The organism is Actinoallomurus sp. NPDC052308, assembly GCF_040679195.1.
Taxonomy (GTDB): Bacteria; Actinomycetota; Actinomycetes; order Streptosporangiales; family Streptosporangiaceae; genus Actinoallomurus; species Actinoallomurus liliacearum.
Window position 1 is genome coordinate 33,929 of record NZ_JBFAUM010000021.1, and the last position, 16,626, is coordinate 50,554.

At 72.3% G+C, this 16,626-nt stretch carries 15 protein-coding genes and 1 pseudogene; 7 read left to right on the top strand and 9 right to left on the bottom strand.

All coding sequences use genetic code 11. The features are described from left to right. Positions 1-6: 6 nt before the first annotated feature. The 7 genes and pseudogenes from AB0L00_RS33955 to pyrR form a co-directional block, all read right to left on the bottom strand. Positions 7-885, bottom strand: a complete 879-nt coding sequence (locus tag AB0L00_RS33955) for a dihydroorotate dehydrogenase electron transfer subunit (RefSeq protein ID WP_364441277.1) — start codon at positions 883-885, stop codon at positions 7-9. Further along, entirely contained in the window at positions 882-4,220 is a 3,339-nt protein-coding gene (gene carB / locus AB0L00_RS33960) for a carbamoyl-phosphate synthase large subunit (protein ID WP_364441278.1), read from the bottom strand. Before carB ends, AB0L00_RS33955 begins: the two co-directional genes overlap by 4 nt. Beyond that, positions 4,220-4,417, bottom strand: a complete 198-nt coding sequence (locus AB0L00_RS33965; protein WP_252799881.1) for a hypothetical protein — start codon at positions 4,415-4,417, stop codon at positions 4,220-4,222. Before AB0L00_RS33965 ends, carB begins: the two co-directional genes overlap by 1 nt. Before the next feature lie 64 nt (positions 4,418-4,481). Further along, positions 4,482-5,597, bottom strand: a complete 1,116-nt coding sequence (gene carA / locus AB0L00_RS33970) for a glutamine-hydrolyzing carbamoyl-phosphate synthase small subunit (RefSeq protein WP_364441279.1) — start codon at positions 5,595-5,597, stop codon at positions 4,482-4,484. Further along, positions 5,594-6,874, bottom strand: coding sequence for a dihydroorotase (locus AB0L00_RS33975; RefSeq protein ID WP_364441406.1), 1,281 nt, complete (start codon positions 6,872-6,874; stop codon positions 5,594-5,596). Before AB0L00_RS33975 ends, carA begins: the two co-directional genes overlap by 4 nt. 98 nt (positions 6,875-6,972) lie before the next feature. Next, a pseudogene (locus AB0L00_RS33980) lies at positions 6,973-7,881 on the bottom strand (aspartate carbamoyltransferase catalytic subunit); the annotation flags it as partial. Then, a complete protein-coding gene (gene pyrR / locus AB0L00_RS33985) occupies positions 7,878-8,414 on the bottom strand; it encodes a bifunctional pyr operon transcriptional regulator/uracil phosphoribosyltransferase PyrR (RefSeq protein WP_364441281.1) in 537 nt (178 codons plus the stop codon). The pseudogene AB0L00_RS33980 and the gene pyrR, both read right to left, overlap by 4 nt. 555 nt (positions 8,415-8,969) lie before the next feature. Here pyrR and AB0L00_RS33990 point away from each other — a divergent pair. Next, on the top strand, positions 8,970-9,464 hold the full coding sequence (locus tag AB0L00_RS33990) for a transcriptional regulator (protein ID WP_252782932.1): 495 nt from the start codon (positions 8,970-8,972) through the stop codon (positions 9,462-9,464). A gap of 1,143 nt (positions 9,465-10,607) precedes the next feature. Here the strand turns inward: AB0L00_RS33990 and AB0L00_RS33995 are convergent. Further along, positions 10,608-11,060 carry an SAV_6107 family HEPN domain-containing protein gene (locus AB0L00_RS33995; RefSeq protein WP_364398058.1) on the bottom strand — a complete coding sequence of 151 codons (453 nt, stop codon included), beginning with the start codon at positions 11,058-11,060 and terminating at the stop codon, positions 10,608-10,610. A 282-nt stretch (positions 11,061-11,342) separates the two neighbouring features. Here AB0L00_RS33995 and AB0L00_RS34000 point away from each other — a divergent pair, with 282 nt between their 5' ends. The 4 genes from AB0L00_RS34000 (at position 11,343) to AB0L00_RS34015 (ending at position 14,134) form a co-directional block, all read left to right on the top strand. Beyond that, positions 11,343-11,807 carry a YbaK/EbsC family protein gene (locus AB0L00_RS34000; RefSeq protein ID WP_345358119.1) on the top strand — a complete coding sequence of 155 codons (465 nt, stop codon included), beginning with the start codon at positions 11,343-11,345 and terminating at the stop codon, positions 11,805-11,807. A 156-nt stretch (positions 11,808-11,963) separates the two neighbouring features. Further along, entirely contained in the window at positions 11,964-13,094 is a 1,131-nt protein-coding gene (locus tag AB0L00_RS34005; RefSeq protein WP_364441282.1) for a hypothetical protein, read from the top strand. Positions 13,095-13,217: 123 nt separating this feature from the next. Beyond that, positions 13,218-13,541, top strand: coding sequence for a hypothetical protein (locus tag AB0L00_RS34010; protein WP_364441283.1), 324 nt, complete (start codon positions 13,218-13,220; stop codon positions 13,539-13,541). 5 nt (positions 13,542-13,546) lie between these two features. Further along, positions 13,547-14,134, top strand: coding sequence for a GNAT family N-acetyltransferase (locus tag AB0L00_RS34015; protein WP_364441284.1), 588 nt, complete (start codon positions 13,547-13,549; stop codon positions 14,132-14,134). Here the strand turns inward: AB0L00_RS34015 and metF are convergent. Next, positions 14,086-14,994: a methylenetetrahydrofolate reductase [NAD(P)H] gene (metF, locus tag AB0L00_RS34020; protein WP_364441285.1), complete on the bottom strand. Its 909-nt coding sequence runs from the start codon at positions 14,992-14,994 to the stop codon at positions 14,086-14,088. The genes AB0L00_RS34015 and metF overlap by 49 nt on opposite strands. 49 nt (positions 14,995-15,043) lie before the next feature. Between metF and AB0L00_RS34025 the strand changes: the two genes are divergently transcribed. After that, positions 15,044-16,105 carry a polyprenyl synthetase family protein gene (locus tag AB0L00_RS34025; RefSeq protein ID WP_364441286.1) on the top strand — a complete coding sequence of 354 codons (1,062 nt, stop codon included), beginning with the start codon at positions 15,044-15,046 and terminating at the stop codon, positions 16,103-16,105. A 266-nt stretch (positions 16,106-16,371) separates the two neighbouring features. Continuing rightward, positions 16,372-16,542, top strand: coding sequence for a hypothetical protein (locus AB0L00_RS34030; protein ID WP_364441287.1), 171 nt, complete (start codon positions 16,372-16,374; stop codon positions 16,540-16,542). Positions 16,543-16,626 lie beyond the last annotated feature (84 nt).

Consider the following 16,626-nt stretch of genomic DNA (forward strand, 5'->3'; position numbering starts at 1 on the left):
GCTCGGTCATGTGGGGCTTCCGGGGAGCACCGAGCGGGGGGCGCCGTAGGCGTCGAACGGAATCGTGCCGAGGTCGTCCCAGCGCACCCGCTCACCGCGGAACACCGGGCCCTCCACGCACGAGCGCGCCATGTGCGTGACGCCCTCGTCGTCGATGACCGGGAGCACGCAGGCCTGGCAGACGCCGACGCCGCAGGACATGGGCTCCTCGACCGCGACCTGCACGGGCAGGTCGTAGCGCACGGCGATCCGGGACACCGCGCGCAGCGTCTCGGTCGGGCCACAGGCGTACAGCACCTCGGCGCCGACCTCCTCGACCACGGCCGCCAAAAGGTCCTCGGGACGGCCCCGGTGACCGAGCGAGCCGTCCTCGGTGACGACGGACGTCGACTCGCCGACGCGGCGCGCCGCGCGCGTGCCGTAGACGTGGTCGGACTCGGCGCCGCCCAGCACGAAGTGGACGGCGCAGTCGCGCTGGCGGAGCACGGCGGCGAGGGGGAAGAGCACCGCCCCCGATTGCCCCTCGCCGATGAGGACGCAGCGCACGGGGTGGCGCGGCAGCGGGAAGGGGCGGCCGAGCGGGCCGGCGACGTCGAGGATGTCACGCGGCCGGAGCGCGGCCAGCCACTCGGTGCCGGCGCCCCGTACCGCGAAGACGATCTCGACGGTGCCGCCGTAGTCGGGCTTGACCTCGCGGACGAAGAAACACCGCCGCGTCAGCATGCTCGACCGATCGCCGCCGACGGCCAGGGCGACGAACTGCCCAGGCCGGAAGCGTTCGGCGATGCCCGGGGCCACCAGCGTCATCGCGTGGTAGGCCCCGGTCCGCCGGACCGTCAGGACCGTTCCGGGCACCTGTACCGGTGCGACCGGTGAGTCGGTCAACTGTCCTCCTCGCCACCCCAGAGGTGCTGGGCGTGCTCCTGCAGCGACCGGACCCCGATGACGCCCGCGGCGGTCGCCTCGATGCCCTGGACGGCCGCGCCGAGCGCCTGCACCGTGGTGAGGCAGGGGACGCCGCGCAGGACCGCGGCGGTGCGGATCTCGTACCCGTCGAGACGCGGCCCGGACTGCCCCGGGCTGCCGAACGGGGTGTTCACGATGAGGTCGACCTCACCGTCGAGGATGCGCCGCACGATCGTCGGCTCGCCGTCCGGCCCGGGGCCGGCGCTGTGCTTACGCACGATCTTGGCACGCACGCCGTTGCGCCGCAGGACTTCCGCCGTCCCCTCGGTGGCCAGGATCTCGAATCCGAGGTCCGCGAGCCGCTTCACCGGGAAGATCATGGCTCGCTTGTCGCGGTTCGCGACGGAGACGAACGCCCGGCCCTTGGTGGGCAGCGAGCCGTACACCGAGATCTGCGACTTGGCGTACGCCGTGCCGAAGACCGTGTCGATGCCCATGACCTCGCCGGTGGAGCGCATCTCCGGGCCGAGGATGGTGTCGACGCCGACGCCCTCGGGGGTGCGGAAGCGGTCGAACGGCAGCACCGCCTCCTTGACCGAGATCGGCGCGTCGAGCGGGAGCCGCCCGCCGTCGCCGGTGGCGGGCAGCACGCCCTCGGCGCGGAGCCGCGCGATGCTCTCGCCCATCATCACGCGGGCCGCCGCCTTGGCCAGCGGCACGGCGGTGGCCTTGGAGACGAACGGCACCGTACGTGAGGCGCGCGGGTTGGCCTCCAGGACGTACAGGACGCCCGCGGAGAGGGCGTACTGGACGTTCATCAGGCCGCGCACGCCGATCTCGCGGGCGAGGGCCTCGGTGGAGGTGCGGATGCGGTCGATGTCCTCGCGGCCGAGCGTGATCGGCGGCAGCGCGCACGCGGAGTCGCCGGAGTGGATGCCGGCCTCCTCGATGTGCTCCATGACGCCTCCGAGGTAGAGCTCCTCGCCGTCGTACAGCGCGTCGACGTCGATCTCGATGGCCTCGTCGAGGAACCGGTCGACGAGCACGGGGTGCTCGGGGTTCCACTGCCCGCCGCCGGCGCGCTCGATGTAGTCCTTCAGCGTGTCCTCGTCGTAGACGATCTCCATGCCGCGCCCGCCGAGGACGTACGACGGCCGTACCAGCACCGGGTACCCGATCTCGGCGGCGATCGCCGCCGCCTCCTCGTACGTGGTGGCGGTGCCGTGCTTGGGCGCGGGCAGGTCCGCGCGGGCGAGGACCTGCCCGAACGCGCCGCGCTCCTCGGCGAGGTGGATGCTCTCCGGCGAGGTGCCGACGACCGGCACCCCGGCGTCCTTCAGCTTCTGCGCCAGCCCCAGCGGCGTCTGCCCGCCGAGCTGCACGATCACGCCGGCGACCTCGCCGGTCTCCTGCTCGGCGTGCACGACCTCCAGGACGTCCTCCAGGGTGAGCGGCTCGAAGTACAGCCGGCCGGAGGTGTCGTAGTCGGTCGAGACGGTCTCGGGGTTGCAGTTGACCATGACGGTCTCGTAGCCGGCCTCGGCCAGCGTGAACGAGGCGTGCACGCAGCTGTAGTCGAACTCGATGCCCTGCCCGATGCGGTTCGGCCCGCTGCCGAGGATGATCACCTTGGGCTTGTCGCCCACGGGCACCTCGGTCTCCTCGTCGTAGGTCGAGTAGAGGTACGGCGTGCGGGCCTCGAACTCGGCGGCGCAGGTGTCGACGGTCAGGTAGACGGGCCGGATGCCCAGGGCCTGCCGCAGCTCGCGGACGACCTCGGCGGAGGTGCCGCGGATCTCGGCGATCTGCTCGTCGGAGAAGCCGTGCCGCTTCGCCTCACGCAGCGCCTCCGGGTCGAGCTGGTCCTCGGCGAGAGGGGCGGCGACCTCGTCGAGCGCCGCGATCTGATCGAGGAACCACGGGTCGATCCGGGTCGCCTCGTACAGCTCCTCGACGGTCGCTCCGACGCGCATCGCCTGCTGGACGGCGCGCAGCCGCCCGTCGTGCGGCCGGCGGGCGCTCTCGATCAGCTCGGCCTTCCGCGCGGCCCGCTCGTCCTCGGAGAGCGCCTCGGGGCTCGGGGCCCAGGAGAAGGAGCTGCCGGACTTCTCCAGCGACCTGAGGGCCTTCTGCAGCGCCTCGGGGAAGGACCGGCCGATCGCCATGGCCTCGCCGACCGACTTCATGTGGGTCGTGAGCGTCTTGTCGGCCGCGGGGAACTTCTCGAACGCGAACCGCGGCGCCTTCACCACGACGTAGTCGAGGCTCGGCTCGAAGCTGGCGGGCGTCTCGCGGGTGATGTCGTTGCGGATCTCGTCGAGGGTGTACCCGACGGCGAGCTTCGCCGCGATCTTCGCGATCGGGAAGCCGGTCGCCTTCGACGCCAGCGCGCTGGACCGCGACACGCGCGGGTTCATCTCGATCACGATCATGCGGCCCGTCTGCGGGTCGATCGCGAACTGGATGTTGCACCCGCCGGTGTCGACGCCCACGGCGCGGATGACGTCGATGGCGACGTCGCGCATCCGCTGGTACTCCCGGTCGGTGAGCGTCAGGGCCGGCGCGACGGTGATCGAGTCACCGGTGTGCACTCCCATCGGGTCGACGTTCTCGATGGAGCAGACGACCACGACGTTGTCGTGCCGGTCGCGCATCAGCTCCAGCTCGAACTCCTTCCAGCCGAGGATCGACTCCTCCAGGAGCACCTCGCTGGTCGGGCTGGCGGCCAGGCCCGCGCCGGCGATGCGGCGCAGGTCCTTCTCGTCGTAGGCCATGCCGGACCCGGCGCCGCCCATCGTGAAGGACGGGCGCACGACCATCGGGTAGCCGAGCGTGCCGGCCGCGGCGAGGCAGTCGTCCATCGAGTGGCAGATCACGCTCGCCGCGGACTCGGCGCCGATGTCGGCGACGATCTTCTTGAACCGCTCGCGGTTCTCCCCCGCCTGGATGGCGTCGACGTTGGCGCCGATCAGCTCGACGCCGTACCGCTCGAGGACGCCGGACTCGTGCAGCGCCACGGCGGTGTTGAGGGCGGTCTGGCCGCCCAGCGTGGGCAGCAGCGCGTCGGGGCGCTCCTTGGCGATGACCTTCTCGACGGTGTCCGGGGTGATCGGCTCGACGTACGTCGCGTCGGCGATCTCCGGGTCGGTCATGATCGTCGCGGGGTTGCTGTTGACGAGGGCCACGCGCAGGCCCTCGGACTTGAGGATTCGGCACGCCTGCGTGCCGGAGTAGTCGAACTCGGCGGCCTGGCCGATGACGATCGGGCCCGAGCCGATGACGAGGACGGATTTCAGGTCGGTACGGCGGGGCATCAGGTTCCCTGTCCGGACGCGACCGCGACGGCCACGAGGGCCAGCACGGTCAGGGCGGCGGCGACGGTGGTGAGGATGAGGGCCAGCGGTGTCGGGGGCCGGGCCCGTACGACGGCGTCGTTCGGGTCGACGGGCACGTGGCCGTGGGACGCGGTGTCGGAGGCGTGGTCCGCCTCGTGGCCGGAGACATCGGTCATGGGCCCTCCTTCGTCGGAGGAGAGACCCAAGGTGCTGTGTTCATGATTCGCTCGCTGCGCTCGCTCATGGGCGTTCCATGAGGTCGCAGAACCGGTCGAACAGGCCGGTGGCGTCGTGCGGGCCCGGAGCCGCCTCCGGGTGGTACTGCACGCTGAACGCGGGACGGTCGAGCAGCCGCAGCCCCTCGACGACGCCGTCGTTGAGGTCCACGTGGCTGACCTCGGCGCGGCCGTACGGCGTGTCGAACGGGCCGTCGAGGGGCGCCTCCACCGCGAAGCCGTGGTTGTGGCTGGTGATGTGCACCCGGCCGTTCGCGCGGTCCTGCACCGGCTGGTTCACGCCGCGGTGGCCGAAGCGCAGCTTGTACGTGCCCAGGCCGAGCGCGCGGCCCAGCATCTGGTTGCCGAGGCAGATCCCGAACACCGGCGTGCCGGTGTCGAGCACCCCGCGCATCGACTCGACCGCGTAGTCGCAGGCGGCGGGGTCGCCCGGCCCGTTGCTGTAGAAGACCCCGTCCGGCTCGAGGGCGAGGATCTCCTCGGCGGTCACGGTCGCGGGCAGGACGTGCACCTCGCAGCCGCGCTCGGCCATACGCCGGGGCGTCATCGCCTTGATGCCCAGGTCGATCGCCGCGACCCGGTGCCGCACCTCGCCCTCGGGCCGCACGACGTACGGCTCGGGCGTGGACACGACGCGGGCCAGGTCGGCGCCGATCATGTCGGGGCTGTCCAGCACGCGCTCCAGGAGCGCCTGCGGGTCGGTCTCGACGGTGCTCACCCCGGCCCGCATGGCGCCCTTGTCCCGCAGATGGCGGGTGAGCGCCCGGGTGCCGTTGATCGCGATGCCGACGACGCCGTACGCGCGCAGCTCGTCGTCGAGCGAGCGGCGTGCCCGCCAGTTCGAGACGACCCGGGAGGGCTCGCGGACGACGTACCCGGCGACCTGGACGCGGCCGGACTCGGGGTCCTCGTCGTTGACGCCGGTGTTGCCGATGTGCGGCGCGGTCATCGTGACGATCTGCCGGTGGTACGACGGGTCGGTCAGCGTCTCCTGGTAGCCCGTCATGCCGGTGTTGAAGACGATCTCCCCGAACGCCTCGCCCTCGGCGCCGTACGCGGTGCCGTGGAAGGTCCGGCCGTCCTCCAGGACGAGCAGCGCCGGTTTGGTCGCGCGATTCAATTCGGTTTCCCTTCCAGAACGGTGGGGCGGCCGCGCAGGAACGTCGCCCGCACCCGGCCCGGCAGCTCGAGCCCGGCGAACGGCGTGTTCCGGCTCTTGGAGACGAATCCGGTCGGGTCGACGGCCGTGCGCACGGCCGGGTCGTACAGCGTCAGGTTCGCCGGGGCGCCGACCTCGATCGGGCGGCCCTGGCCGCTGAGGCGGCCGATGCTCGCGGGACGGACCGACATGCGGTCCGCGACGCCGGCCCAGTCGAGCAGGCCGGTCTCGACCATGGCCTCCTGCACCACAGACAGGGCCGTCTCCAGCCCGATCATGCCCATCGCGGCCGGGGCCCACTCGGTCTCCTTGGCCTCGGCCGGGTGCGGGGCGTGGTCGGTGGCGACGCAGTCGATCGTGCCGTCGGCGAGCGCCTCGCGCAGCGCCTCGACGTCGGCCTTGGTGCGCAGCGGCGGGTTCACCTTGTAGACGGGGTCGTACGTCTCGGCGAGCTCGTCGGTCAGCAGCAGGTGGTGCGGGGTGACCTCGGCAGTGACCCGCCAGCCCTTGCTCTTCGCCCACCGGATGATCTCCACGGAGCCCGCGGTCGAGACGTGGCAGACGTGCAACCGGGACCCGACGTGCGCGGCGAGCAGGCAGTCGCGGGAGATGATCGCCTCTTCGGCGACGGCGGGCCAGCCTGCCAGGCCGAGCCGCCCGGAGACCTCGCCCTCGTTCATCTGCGCCTGCTCGGTGAGCCGCGGCTCCTGGGCGTGCTGGGCGACCACGCCGTCGAACGCCTTGACGTACTCCAGCGCGCGGCGCATCAGCACCGCGTCGGACACGCAGTGCCCGTCGTCGGAGAACACCCGGACCCGCGCGGCCGAGTCGGCCATCGCGCCCAGCTCGGCGAGACGCTCGCCCTCCAGGCCGCGGGTGACGGCGCCGACCGGGTGGACGTCGCAGTGGCCGGCCTCCCGGCCCAGCCGCCAGACCTGCTCGACGACGCCGGCCGTGTCGGCCACCGGCTCGGTGTTGGCCATGGCGTGCACGGCGGTGTAGCCGCCGGCCGCCGCGGCCCGAGTGCCGCTCTCGACCGTCTCGGCGTCCTCCCGGCCGGGCTCGCGGAGGTGGGTGTGCAGGTCGACCAGGCCCGGCAGCGCGATGAGGCCGTCGGCGTCGACCACCGTGGCGTCCGGCGCCGTCAGGCCGGAGCCGACCTCGGCGACGACGCCGTCGCGGACCAGGATGTCGGCGGGCGCTCCGCCGAGGATCCGCGCGCCCTTGATGAGGTACATCACGCGTCTTCCCTTCTCGATGCGTCGCCGCCGCGTTTCGCGTCCCCGTTGGGCGAGACGGCGCCGGAACGCGCCGCGTCGCCGCCGATCGCCGGCTCCGAACCGCCGAGGAGGAGGTACAGCACGGCCATCCGGACGGTCACGCCGTTGGCGACCTGCTCCACGATGGTCGAGCGCGGCGAGTCGGCCACCTCCGCGGCGATCTCGACGCCGCGGTTCATCGGACCGGGGTGCATGACGATCGCGTGGTCCGGAAGGGCGGCCAGGCGGCGGGCGTCCAGGCCGTACCGCCGGCTGTACTCGCGGACGGTCGGGAAGTACGCGGCGCTCATCCGCTCCTGCTGGACCCGCAGCATCATCACGACGTCGCTCTTGGGCAGCACGGCGTCGAAGTCGTACGCGACCTCGCACGGCCAGGTGTCCACCGAGACGGGGAACAGCGTGGGCGGCGCGACCAGCGTGACCTGCGCGCCGAGCGTGTTGAGCAGCAGCACGTTGGAACGCGCCACCCGGCTGTGCAGGATGTCGCCGACGATCGTGATCCGGCGCCCGTCGAGGTCGCCGAGCCGCCGCCGCATCGTGTAGGCGTCCAGCAGCGCCTGGGTCGGGTGCTCGTGCGTGCCGTCACCGGCGTTCACGACGCTGCCGCGCACCCAGCCGGCGAGCCGGTGCGGCGCGCCGGAGGCGTTGTGGCGGATGACGACACCGTCGGCGCCCATCGCCTCCAGGGTGAGCGCGGTGTCCTTGAGGCTCTCCCCCTTGGACACGCTGGAGCCCTTGGCGGAGAAGTTGATGACGTCCGCCGACAGCCGCTTGGCGGCCGCCTCGAACGAGATCCGCGTCCGCGTGGAGTCCTCGAAGAAGAGGTTGACGACGGTGCGCCCGCGCAGCGTGGGCAGCTTCTTGATCGGGCGGTCGGCGATCCGCGAGAGCTCCTCGGCGGTGTCGAGGATGAGCAGCGCGTCGTCCCGGGTGAGATCGGCCGCCGAGATCAGGTGGCGCTTCACTTGGGGACCTCCAGCACGACGGCGTCCCGGCCGTCGGTCTCGGCGAGCAGCACCTTGACCTTCTCGAGGGTGCTGGTCGGAAGGTTCTTGCCGACGTAGTCGGCGCGGATGGGCAGCTCCCGGTGGCCGCGGTCGACCAGCGTGGCGAGTTGCACGGCGCGCGGGCGGCCGAGGTCGTTCAGCGCGTCGAGGGCCGCCCGTACGGTGCGGCCGGAGAAGAGGACGTCGTCGACCAGGACGACGACGCGGTCGTCGACGCCTTCGGGCGGGAGCTCGGTGCGGCCGAGGGCGCGGGCGGGGCGCATGCGCAGATCGTCGCGGTACATCGTCACGTCGAGGGAGCCCTGCGGAACGGGCTCGCCCTCGACCTCGGCGATCCGCCCGGCCAGGCGGGCGGCCAGCGTGACCCCGCGTGTCGGGATCCCGAGCAGGACGATGTCGCGGCCGCCCTTGGTGCGTTCGAGGATCTCGTGGGCGATCCGGGTGAGCGCCCGCCGGATGTCGGGGGCCTCGAGAACGGTCTTGTGACTCACATCACTATCGGGTGACGGTCCGTGCGCGGGCACGGAGGCAGCACTCACCTCGATAACCTCCTTTCCCGCCTCTCTGGACGGGTCTTAAAGGACGTCGGGCGCTCTCACGTTAGCAGCCCCGGTACTCTGCCCCTGACACCGGGACCAGCACGTTTACGCTGGTGACGACGCTGCGCAAGCGAGCCGCCGGACGCCGGGCCGTGGGTATGGCAAGCTTTTACCCGGCGGTCGGCGACCCGCGCGACGCGTGGTCACCAGGCCCCGCGAGCCCCGGTGCGCAAGGGTTTTCGCGCTCTCCGAGCCCCTCTTCGGAGCCCCCGCGGACGCCGACTGTTTCGCCGCTTTTTTCCAATCAGCTTGACCTGGAGCGCTACCCGTTTTACCGTCACTGTCCGTAACCATCCCAGGAGATGGACCCCTCGGGCAGTCGGCCCCCCGGCCGGCTGAGAGTGCGCCCCACCGGCACACCCGTCTCGGGGCAGGCGGGAACCACCCGTCCGGGTCCCCCTCCCGGGGCCATATCGACGACGAGAAAGTGAGCCTGGGGGCCGCACGATGCCGTCTGAATACGCAAAGGCTCTCGGCGCGAGGCTTCGCGCCATCCGCACCCAGCAGGGCCTGTCCCTGCATGGCGTGGAGGAGAAATCCCGTGGCCGCTGGAAGGCCGTCGTCGTGGGTTCGTACGAGCGGGGCGACCGCGCCGTCACCGTTCAGAAGCTGGCCGAGCTCGCCGAGTTCTATGGCGTGCCGGTGTCCGAGTTGCTCCCGGGCGGAGCCGCGCCGAGCCCTCTGGGCCCGACGCCCAAGCTCGTGATCGACCTCGAGCGACTCCAGCAGCTTCCGAAGGACAAGGCCGGTCCCCTCGCCCGTTACGCCGCGACGATCCAGAGCCAGCGGGGCGACTACAACGGAAAGGTCCTGTCCATCCGGCAGGAGGACCTGCGTTCGCTGGCGGTGATCTACGACAAGTCACCGACGGAGCTCACAGAGGAACTCATCGGCTGGGGCGTCCTCGACCCTGAGGCACGCCGCGCGGTCGAAGCGTTCTGATCCACCTCCCGGATCATGCGGCCCCTCCGGGCTGCCGCATGAGCCATGCGTCGTGACGGAGCCCGTCCGGTACCCCACCGGGCGGGTTTCTTCATACGACAACCCACCCGAAGGCCCCGCCAAGCGTCCGCCACGGCCCACCCTTGATCACCCGCATCGGCCACTCGTAGGCATCAGCCGCCGGTAGGCATTGGCCGCTCGTAGCAGCAGCATCCACAAGTGACCAAGGCACCGACGGTCGGCGCACCCGTCGCCGCCCGTCAGGCCAGAGCCGACCACGCCCGTCACCGCCCCACCCGCGGTCGGCCACTGGCCCCCATGCCCCCACCGAAGTCGCGGCCGACCCGGCGCGGCCCAGCCGCCATCGACGCGAGTCGCCCGTCCATGATCACCGACATTGCCCGCGCCCTAGCAGCAGCACCCGCCAGTGATCGGCACGTATTGAGGCGACGTCACCGCACCGCAGTACCACGGTCGCCGAGCATTCGGCGCACATCGCACGAGGCATCGAGGCGCCTTGATCACTGGCATTGACTGCGCCCTAGGAGAAGCACCCGCCAGTGATCTGTGCGCGCTCAAGTGCTCAGGTGATGCCACCGCCGCGCCGCCGTACGGCCGCTCCCCTATCGGCCGGACGAACGCCCCCAGTTCCGCGCAGCCACGCCGACAGGTGGAACGCTCGGCAAAGGCCGCCGCATCACATGCGGGATGCGGAGTTCAAGTCGATCCGGTCCCCCCGACCCCGAGCATTCGGCTCGTCATCCGAGGCGCGCCGCACCCAGGTACCCGCCAGCACGGACGAGCGGAGAGCTCGGTGAAGGCGCCTCCACCACAGTCGGGATACGACGTTCAACCTGGTTCGTCCCTGTGATCACCGAGCATTCGGTCCGCCATCCGGCCGGCCGTGTACGGACACCGTCGCCGCCCGTCGGCCCGCCGGAGTCGCGGATGAGCGTCGCCGGACACGGTGGCTCACCGGGACGACGGAGCGGCGGTGCAGGACGGGGGTGGCGCTGCACGACGGCGGTGTCGGGGGCGCGAGGTGGGGACGCCGCGGGGCCCGCCGCTTCGGGGGGAGGTCAGCGGCGGGACCCGCGGGCGTCGACCGGGGCTCCGCGTGCGGAGCCCCTCTCTGGAACGGTCTCAGCCGGCGGCGGGCAGCATGGGCTGGCCCGGGACGCCGAGGGTGGTCTCGACGAGCGACACGAAGATCTCCGCGTCGTGCAGCAGTTCGTCGGCCTCGTCCGCGGTGACCGCCCGTGGCAGGCCGGCCTCCGCGGCGGCGCGCTTGTCGGCGCCGGCGGCGAAGAACGCCGCCCACTCGCGCAGCGCGGGCTCGGCCTCGGGCAGCAGTACCCAGACGCTGCGCGGCCTGCCGCGCGTCCGGGATCCGGGGTCGGCTCGCTCGGCGAGCACGGCGGCGGCGGCGCGGAGCGCCGCGAGGTGCGCCGCGACGTAGCGCAGCGCCGGGGCGGCCGACTCGGCGGCCTCGATCAGCCCGCGGCGCGCTGTCTGGAGGAGTGACATCGCCGATGCGGCGGGCCTGCGCCGGGGTGTCGGATGCAGTGGGACGGCAGTGGACGACCTTGCGGACATGACATGCCTCCTTCCGCTCGGCGGGCCCGAGGGCCCAGGGGGAGCCGGGCGAAGCGCTTCCCCTCGCCCCGCCCGGCCGTCGCATCCCGCCCGGCATCGCGCTGCCCGCGAGACGATCCCCTCGGCGCGGGCCGCGAGTCCCACGCCGCACTCGAACACAGGTTCGAGCATGCATCTCAGTAAAGCGGCCACGACTCCATTCGTCAACGTGTTCGAATAGGTGTGTCTCCGCAGTTCGAAACCCCTTACCCCCCTCGTCACCCCGGGCCGTAAGGTGCTGCCATGCATCCCAACGTCGAACACGTCGCCGCCCGCCTGCGTGAACTGGGCGCCACCGGAGAGGTCCGCGAACTGCCCGAGGCCGCGCCCACCGCGGTCGCGGCCGCGGCTCAGCTCGGCTGCGACGTCGGCGCCATCGCCAACAGCCTCATCTTCGCCGCCGACGGCGAGCCCCTCCTCGTCCTCACCAGCGGCGCGCATCGCGTTGACACGACCGCGCTGGCCCAGCGGATCGGCGCGGCGAAGATCAAGCGGGCGGACCCGGAGTTCGTCCGGGCGGCGACGGGACAGCCCATCGGCGGGGTGGCGCCCCTCGGGCACCCGGAGCCGGTCCGGACCCTGGTCGACACGTGGCTGGCCAAGCACGACGTCGTCTGGGCGGCGGCCGGGCATCCGCACACCATCTTCCCCACCTCGTACGAGGAGTTGCTCCGCCTCACCGGCGGCACGCCCACCGACGTCGACTGATCGCCGCCGTCCCGAAGCCCTCGTCCATCGCTCCGCCGTGACCGGACCTGGACGGTCCGTGACCCGATCGTGCACGCGTCACCGGGGACAACCGCCGAAAGGCGGTGATACAACGGTCACCTGAGGCTCAAGCGCACTCTCCGGAGCGGGTGCCCCATGGCTGGACAGGACGGTCTGCGCGCCAGTGCGGCACGCGACAAGAATTTCGTCGGCATCGACACCGCCGCGATGGCTCGGCTCATCCAGCAGATGACGAGTGCGTCGAACGCCATCACCGCCTGGCTGCGCACGAACGCCGCGCTGCCCCCGAGCGTCCCGCGTACCGGTCTGCATCAGGCGGCGGCGGTGGAGAGCTGGGCCCGCGCCCAACCGGGGATGCTCAGCCGGCGGCGAAGCTACGCGATCGCCCACCTGAGCAAGGGCGCCGCCGACATGCCGCGGGTCGGCACCGGCCACCTCGGCGACCGCTCGGGCGGTACCACGACGGCCGGGGCGGGACACTCCGTCGGCCATTTCCCCGACGCGCACGCCGCGACCAGAGCGGGGTCCGCCGACGCCGCCGCGATCCACGCGGCGTTGGCGGCCGGCCGCCCGATCCCGGTCGCCGTCTGGAAGCGGCTGACCGCCGACGCCGACGACCCGGACTACGCCAAGGGCCTCTACGCACGCCTCGGCCCGGCCGGCGCCGCCGATCTGATCGGTGCCGCGCTCGGTCGCCAGGCGCGTCTGGCGGCGGTCCGGGAGTCGCTGGGCCTCGCCAGCCATCACCTGCGAATGTCCGAGAAGTGGCTGCGCGAGCTCCTCGAGGAGGCGACCCGAAAGGGCGTGCACGACGACGCGGTCCGCCTGCTGGAGCACGCCGGGCTCGACCGGCGCGCGAAGGTCGCCCTCGGGCACATCGGGTTGGCGCACCTGGTCGCGGCGCCACCGGGGCACCGGATCCCAACACCGGACCCTCCGCACGAGGCGATGATCCGTCCCGCGGCGGCGGACCCGGAGGCGGCGGCCGAGCTGCACGCGCGCCACTCCGAGGCCGTACACCGGGCGCTCGCGGCCCACCCCGGATCCATGGTGCTGCAGGCGCTCGCCGCCCATATGACGCCCGCCCATACGACGCCCGCCGATCCGACGGCCCCGCACGCGGCGGCCGGTCACACCGCCGCCGGCCACGACCTCGCCCATCACGCGGCGGCGGGCGGCCACGGCGCGGTGACCGACGGCGCGCCGGGCCGGGCCGCGGGCGCCGCTCATCCGGCGCCCGAGGCCGACGCCGGGAGGGACACATGAGCGAGCGCAGCGAGCGAATCATGAGCACAGCGCCTCCGGTCGCCCCTCCGATGAAGGAGGACGCATGAGCGAGCGCAGCATGGGCACAGCGCCTCTGGTCATCTCTCCGACTGAGGAGGGTCCATGAGTGCTTATCCGCCCGCGCCGGCCACCGTACGACCGCCGACGGCGACGGCCGCGTCGCCGGGCGATCCGGCGCAGCAGCCGAATCCGGCGTACGTCGAGTTGTTCGCCGCGTACGAGCGCGCGTACGCGAGTGCCCACTCGCTCGAGGCGGCGCTGGACCCGCCGATCCGCACGGTCGGCGACGCCTGGGTGGGGCCCGCCGCGCGCACCTGGCAGCGTGAACTGGAGACGGAGCGCGGTCGTCTCAAACAGGCGGCCGCCCAGATTCTGTGGGACATTTACGACGCACTGTCAAAAGTCCCGCCTTATCTACCAAAGTGAGCTACGTGAAATCAGCTTTCGGAGCCCGGCGGGAGACCACCCCGCAGATACGGGAGATCGACCGGCGCGGCTTCTTCCGGAGGCTCGACGCGATGCTGGCGACGTACGCCGCGGCGATGGAGCCGCCCGTCGACCAGATGCCGGGCCGGCGCACCATCATGGAGCGCCACGCCGCGTACCCCGGCTTCCGGGCGTTCGTGGCCGGGCGCCGGCGCGACGTGGCCGGTTTCGCGTACGGCTTTCACGGCGAGCCCGGCCAGTGGTGGCACGACGTCGTCCACGCCGCGCTCGCCGAGGTGGGCGGCCCGGAGCACGCCCGCGCGTGGATGAGTGACACGTTCGAGGTCGCCGAGCTCCACGTCCATCCCGACAGCCAGGGCCAGGGGCTCGGCCGTCGCCTGATCACCACGCTGTGCGCGGACCGCCCGGAGCGCACCGTCGTGCTCTCCACGCTGGACGCCGAGACGCCCGCCCGGAACCTGTACCGCTCGCTCGGCCTGACGGACCTGCTCACCGCTTTCCGGTTTCCGGGCGGCGGCCCGCTCTACGCGGTCATGGGCGCGCGGCTCCCGCTGAGCTCCAGGCGGTCATAGACCTCGCGCGTCGCGGTCGACTTGTTGAACGTGATGAAGTGGATGCCCGGCGCGCCCTCGGCCAGCAGACGCCGGCACAGCTCCGCCGCCTGCTCGATCCCGAGCCGGCGCACCGCCTCCGGATCGTCGCCGACGGCCTCGAACCGCTCGGCCAGCTCCCGCGGGAACGGAGCACCGGACAGCTGCTCGGACCGCTCGATCGTGCTCAGCTGGGTCACCGGCATGATGCCCGGGATGATCGGCACGTCACAGCCGCGCGCGGCGACGCGGTCGCGCAGCCGCAAATAGTCCTCGGCCTGGAAGAACATCTGCGTGATCGCGTAGTCGGCGCCGGCCTGGCACTTCCGCACGAAGTACTGGGTGTCGCTCTCGATGTCCCGCGACCGCGGGTGCTTGTACGGGAACGCGGCGACCCCGACGCTGAAGTCGCCCGACGACTTGATCAGCCGGACGACGTCCTCGGCGTACTCCACGCCCTCGGGGTGCTTGACCCACTCCCCCATCGGGTCGCCGGGCGGGTCGCCGCGCAGCGCCAGCAGGTCCCGGACGCCGACGGCGGCGAACCGGCCGACCAGCTGCCGCAGCTCACGGATCGAGTGGTTCACGGCCGTGAAGTGCGCGACCGGGGTGAGGGTCGTGTCCATCGCGATCCGCTCGACGATCTCGACGGTCCGGTCGCGGGTGCCGCCACCGGCGCCGTACGTCACCGAGACGAACGTGGGACGCAGCACCTCGAGGCGGCGGATCGCCTGCCACAGATTGCGGGCGCCCTGCTCAGTCTTGGGGGGAAAGAACTCGAACGAGAAGGTCGGCTCGCCCGCGGCGAGCACTTCCCGGATCGTGGGGCGAGCGAAGGTCATGCAGACCAGCGTAACGGGGCGAGCCTCGAGGACCACTAGTCTCGACTTCATGGCCCCCAGTCGCGTACGCAAGGAGGTCGACGCGGCGCTGCATGCCTTCGTCGACCGGCAGCGCCCCATGCTGAGCACTCTCGGTGACGACCTGGCGCCCATGGTGACGGCGCTCGACGCGCTGCTCGCGGGTGGCAAGCGGCTGCGTCCCGCGTTCTGCTACTGGGGCTGGCGCGGCTCCGGCGGCGGGGACTGCCCGGAGATCTTCGCCGCGGCGGCCTCGCTCGAGCTCCTGCAGGCCAGCGCGCTGATCCACGACGACGTCATGGACGGCAGCGACACGAGGCGCGGTCAGCCCTCCGCGCACCGCCGGTTCGAGGCGCTGCACGCCGCGTCGGGGTGGCGTGGTTCGGCCGAGGCGTTCGGCGCGGGCGCGGCGATCCTCCTCGGCGACGTGTGCCTGACCTGGAGCGACGAGATGTTCCAGGGCAGCGGCCTTCCGGAGGACGCGCTGCGGCGTGGGCGGCCCGTCTTCGACGTCATGCGCACCGAGGTCATGTGCGGGCAGTACCTCGACCTGGTCGGGCAGGCCCGAGGGTGCGGCGTCGATCCGCGGGCCATGGTCGAGGCGGCCCTCCAGGTGGTCCGGTTCAAGGCCGCCAAGTACACCATCGAACGGCCGCTGCAGCTCGGGGCGGCGCTGGCCGGATCCGGGGAGACGGCCGCCCTGTCGGCGTACGGCATGCCGCTGGGCATCGCCTTCCAGCTACGCGACGACGTCCTGGGCGTCTTCGGGGATCCGGCCGAGACCGGCAAGCCCGCGGGTGACGACCTGCGCGAGGGCAAGCGCACCGTCCTGATCGCGCTGACCCTCGAACGCTCCGCTCCGGCGCAGGCCGAGACGGTGGAGCGGCTGCTGGGCGACCCCGGGCTCGACGCCGACGGGGTCGAACGGCTCCGGGCGATCATCGTGGAGACCGGTGCGCTGGACGCCTGCGAGCGGATGATCGACCGGTACGCCGACGAGGCGTCCGGCGCGCTCACGAGCGCGCCGCTCACCGCCGAGGCGCGTGCGGCGCTGTCGGACCTGACGATCGCCGCCACCGCCCGCCGCGTCTGACCGGCCCGCACCCCACCGCCCGCCGCGTCCGATCACCGCGTCCGACCGGACCACGCCCCACCGCCCGTCGCGTCCGATCACTGCGTCCGACCGGACCACGCGCCACGGCCCATCACGTCCGAACACCGCATCGGACCGGCCGGCGCGCCACGGCCCGTCGCGTCCGATCATCGCGTCTGACCTGCGGAACGACCGGGGATCAACATTCGCCGGACAAATGCGGTTTCGGTGGTTAACAATGGGGGCATGACCAACCGATTGACCGCATGAAGCTCGACACGCCGTACCCGCCGCGTATCGCCGAACCCGTGGCCCGAATGCGCGTCTCCGCGCCGGCGCCGCGACGTACCCCGCGCAGCCGCCGACTCATGCTCGCGCTGACGCTGGTGGCCGTCGCCGGGTTCCTGCTTGGCCTGGGCCTGCCGGTCCATCCCTGAGCCCGCACCCGACGCGACGGGGGCGCCCCCGAGCAACCGCCGGCCGAGAGCCGGCCCCGCCCCCACATGAAAAAGAGCCCTTGG

What these genes read in the sequence shown, in the direction of transcription:
- carB (WP_364441278.1), bottom strand. Translation starts at nt 4,220, where the DNA reads ATGCCCCGCCGTACCGACCTGAAATCCGTCCTCGTCATCGGCTCGGGC.
- AB0L00_RS33965 (WP_252799881.1), bottom strand. Translation starts at nt 4,417, where the DNA reads ATGACCGATGTCTCCGGCCACGAGGCGGACCACGCCTCCGACACCGCG.
- AB0L00_RS33975 (WP_364441406.1), bottom strand. Translation starts at nt 6,874, where the DNA reads ATGTACCTCATCAAGGGCGCGCGGATCCTCGGCGGAGCGCCCGCCGAC.
- AB0L00_RS33990 (WP_252782932.1), top strand. Translation starts at nt 8,970, where the DNA reads ATGCCGTCTGAATACGCAAAGGCTCTCGGCGCGAGGCTTCGCGCCATC.
- AB0L00_RS33995 (WP_364398058.1), bottom strand. Translation starts at nt 11,060, where the DNA reads ATGTCCGCAAGGTCGTCCACTGCCGTCCCACTGCATCCGACACCCCGG.
- AB0L00_RS34000 (WP_345358119.1), top strand. Translation starts at nt 11,343, where the DNA reads ATGCATCCCAACGTCGAACACGTCGCCGCCCGCCTGCGTGAACTGGGC.
- AB0L00_RS34005 (WP_364441282.1), top strand. Translation starts at nt 11,964, where the DNA reads ATGGCTGGACAGGACGGTCTGCGCGCCAGTGCGGCACGCGACAAGAAT.
- AB0L00_RS34010 (WP_364441283.1), top strand. Translation starts at nt 13,218, where the DNA reads ATGAGTGCTTATCCGCCCGCGCCGGCCACCGTACGACCGCCGACGGCG.
- metF (WP_364441285.1), bottom strand. Translation starts at nt 14,994, where the DNA reads ATGACCTTCGCTCGCCCCACGATCCGGGAAGTGCTCGCCGCGGGCGAG.
- AB0L00_RS34025 (WP_364441286.1), top strand. Translation starts at nt 15,044, where the DNA reads ATGGCCCCCAGTCGCGTACGCAAGGAGGTCGACGCGGCGCTGCATGCC.
- AB0L00_RS34030 (WP_364441287.1), top strand. Translation starts at nt 16,372, where the DNA reads ATGAAGCTCGACACGCCGTACCCGCCGCGTATCGCCGAACCCGTGGCC.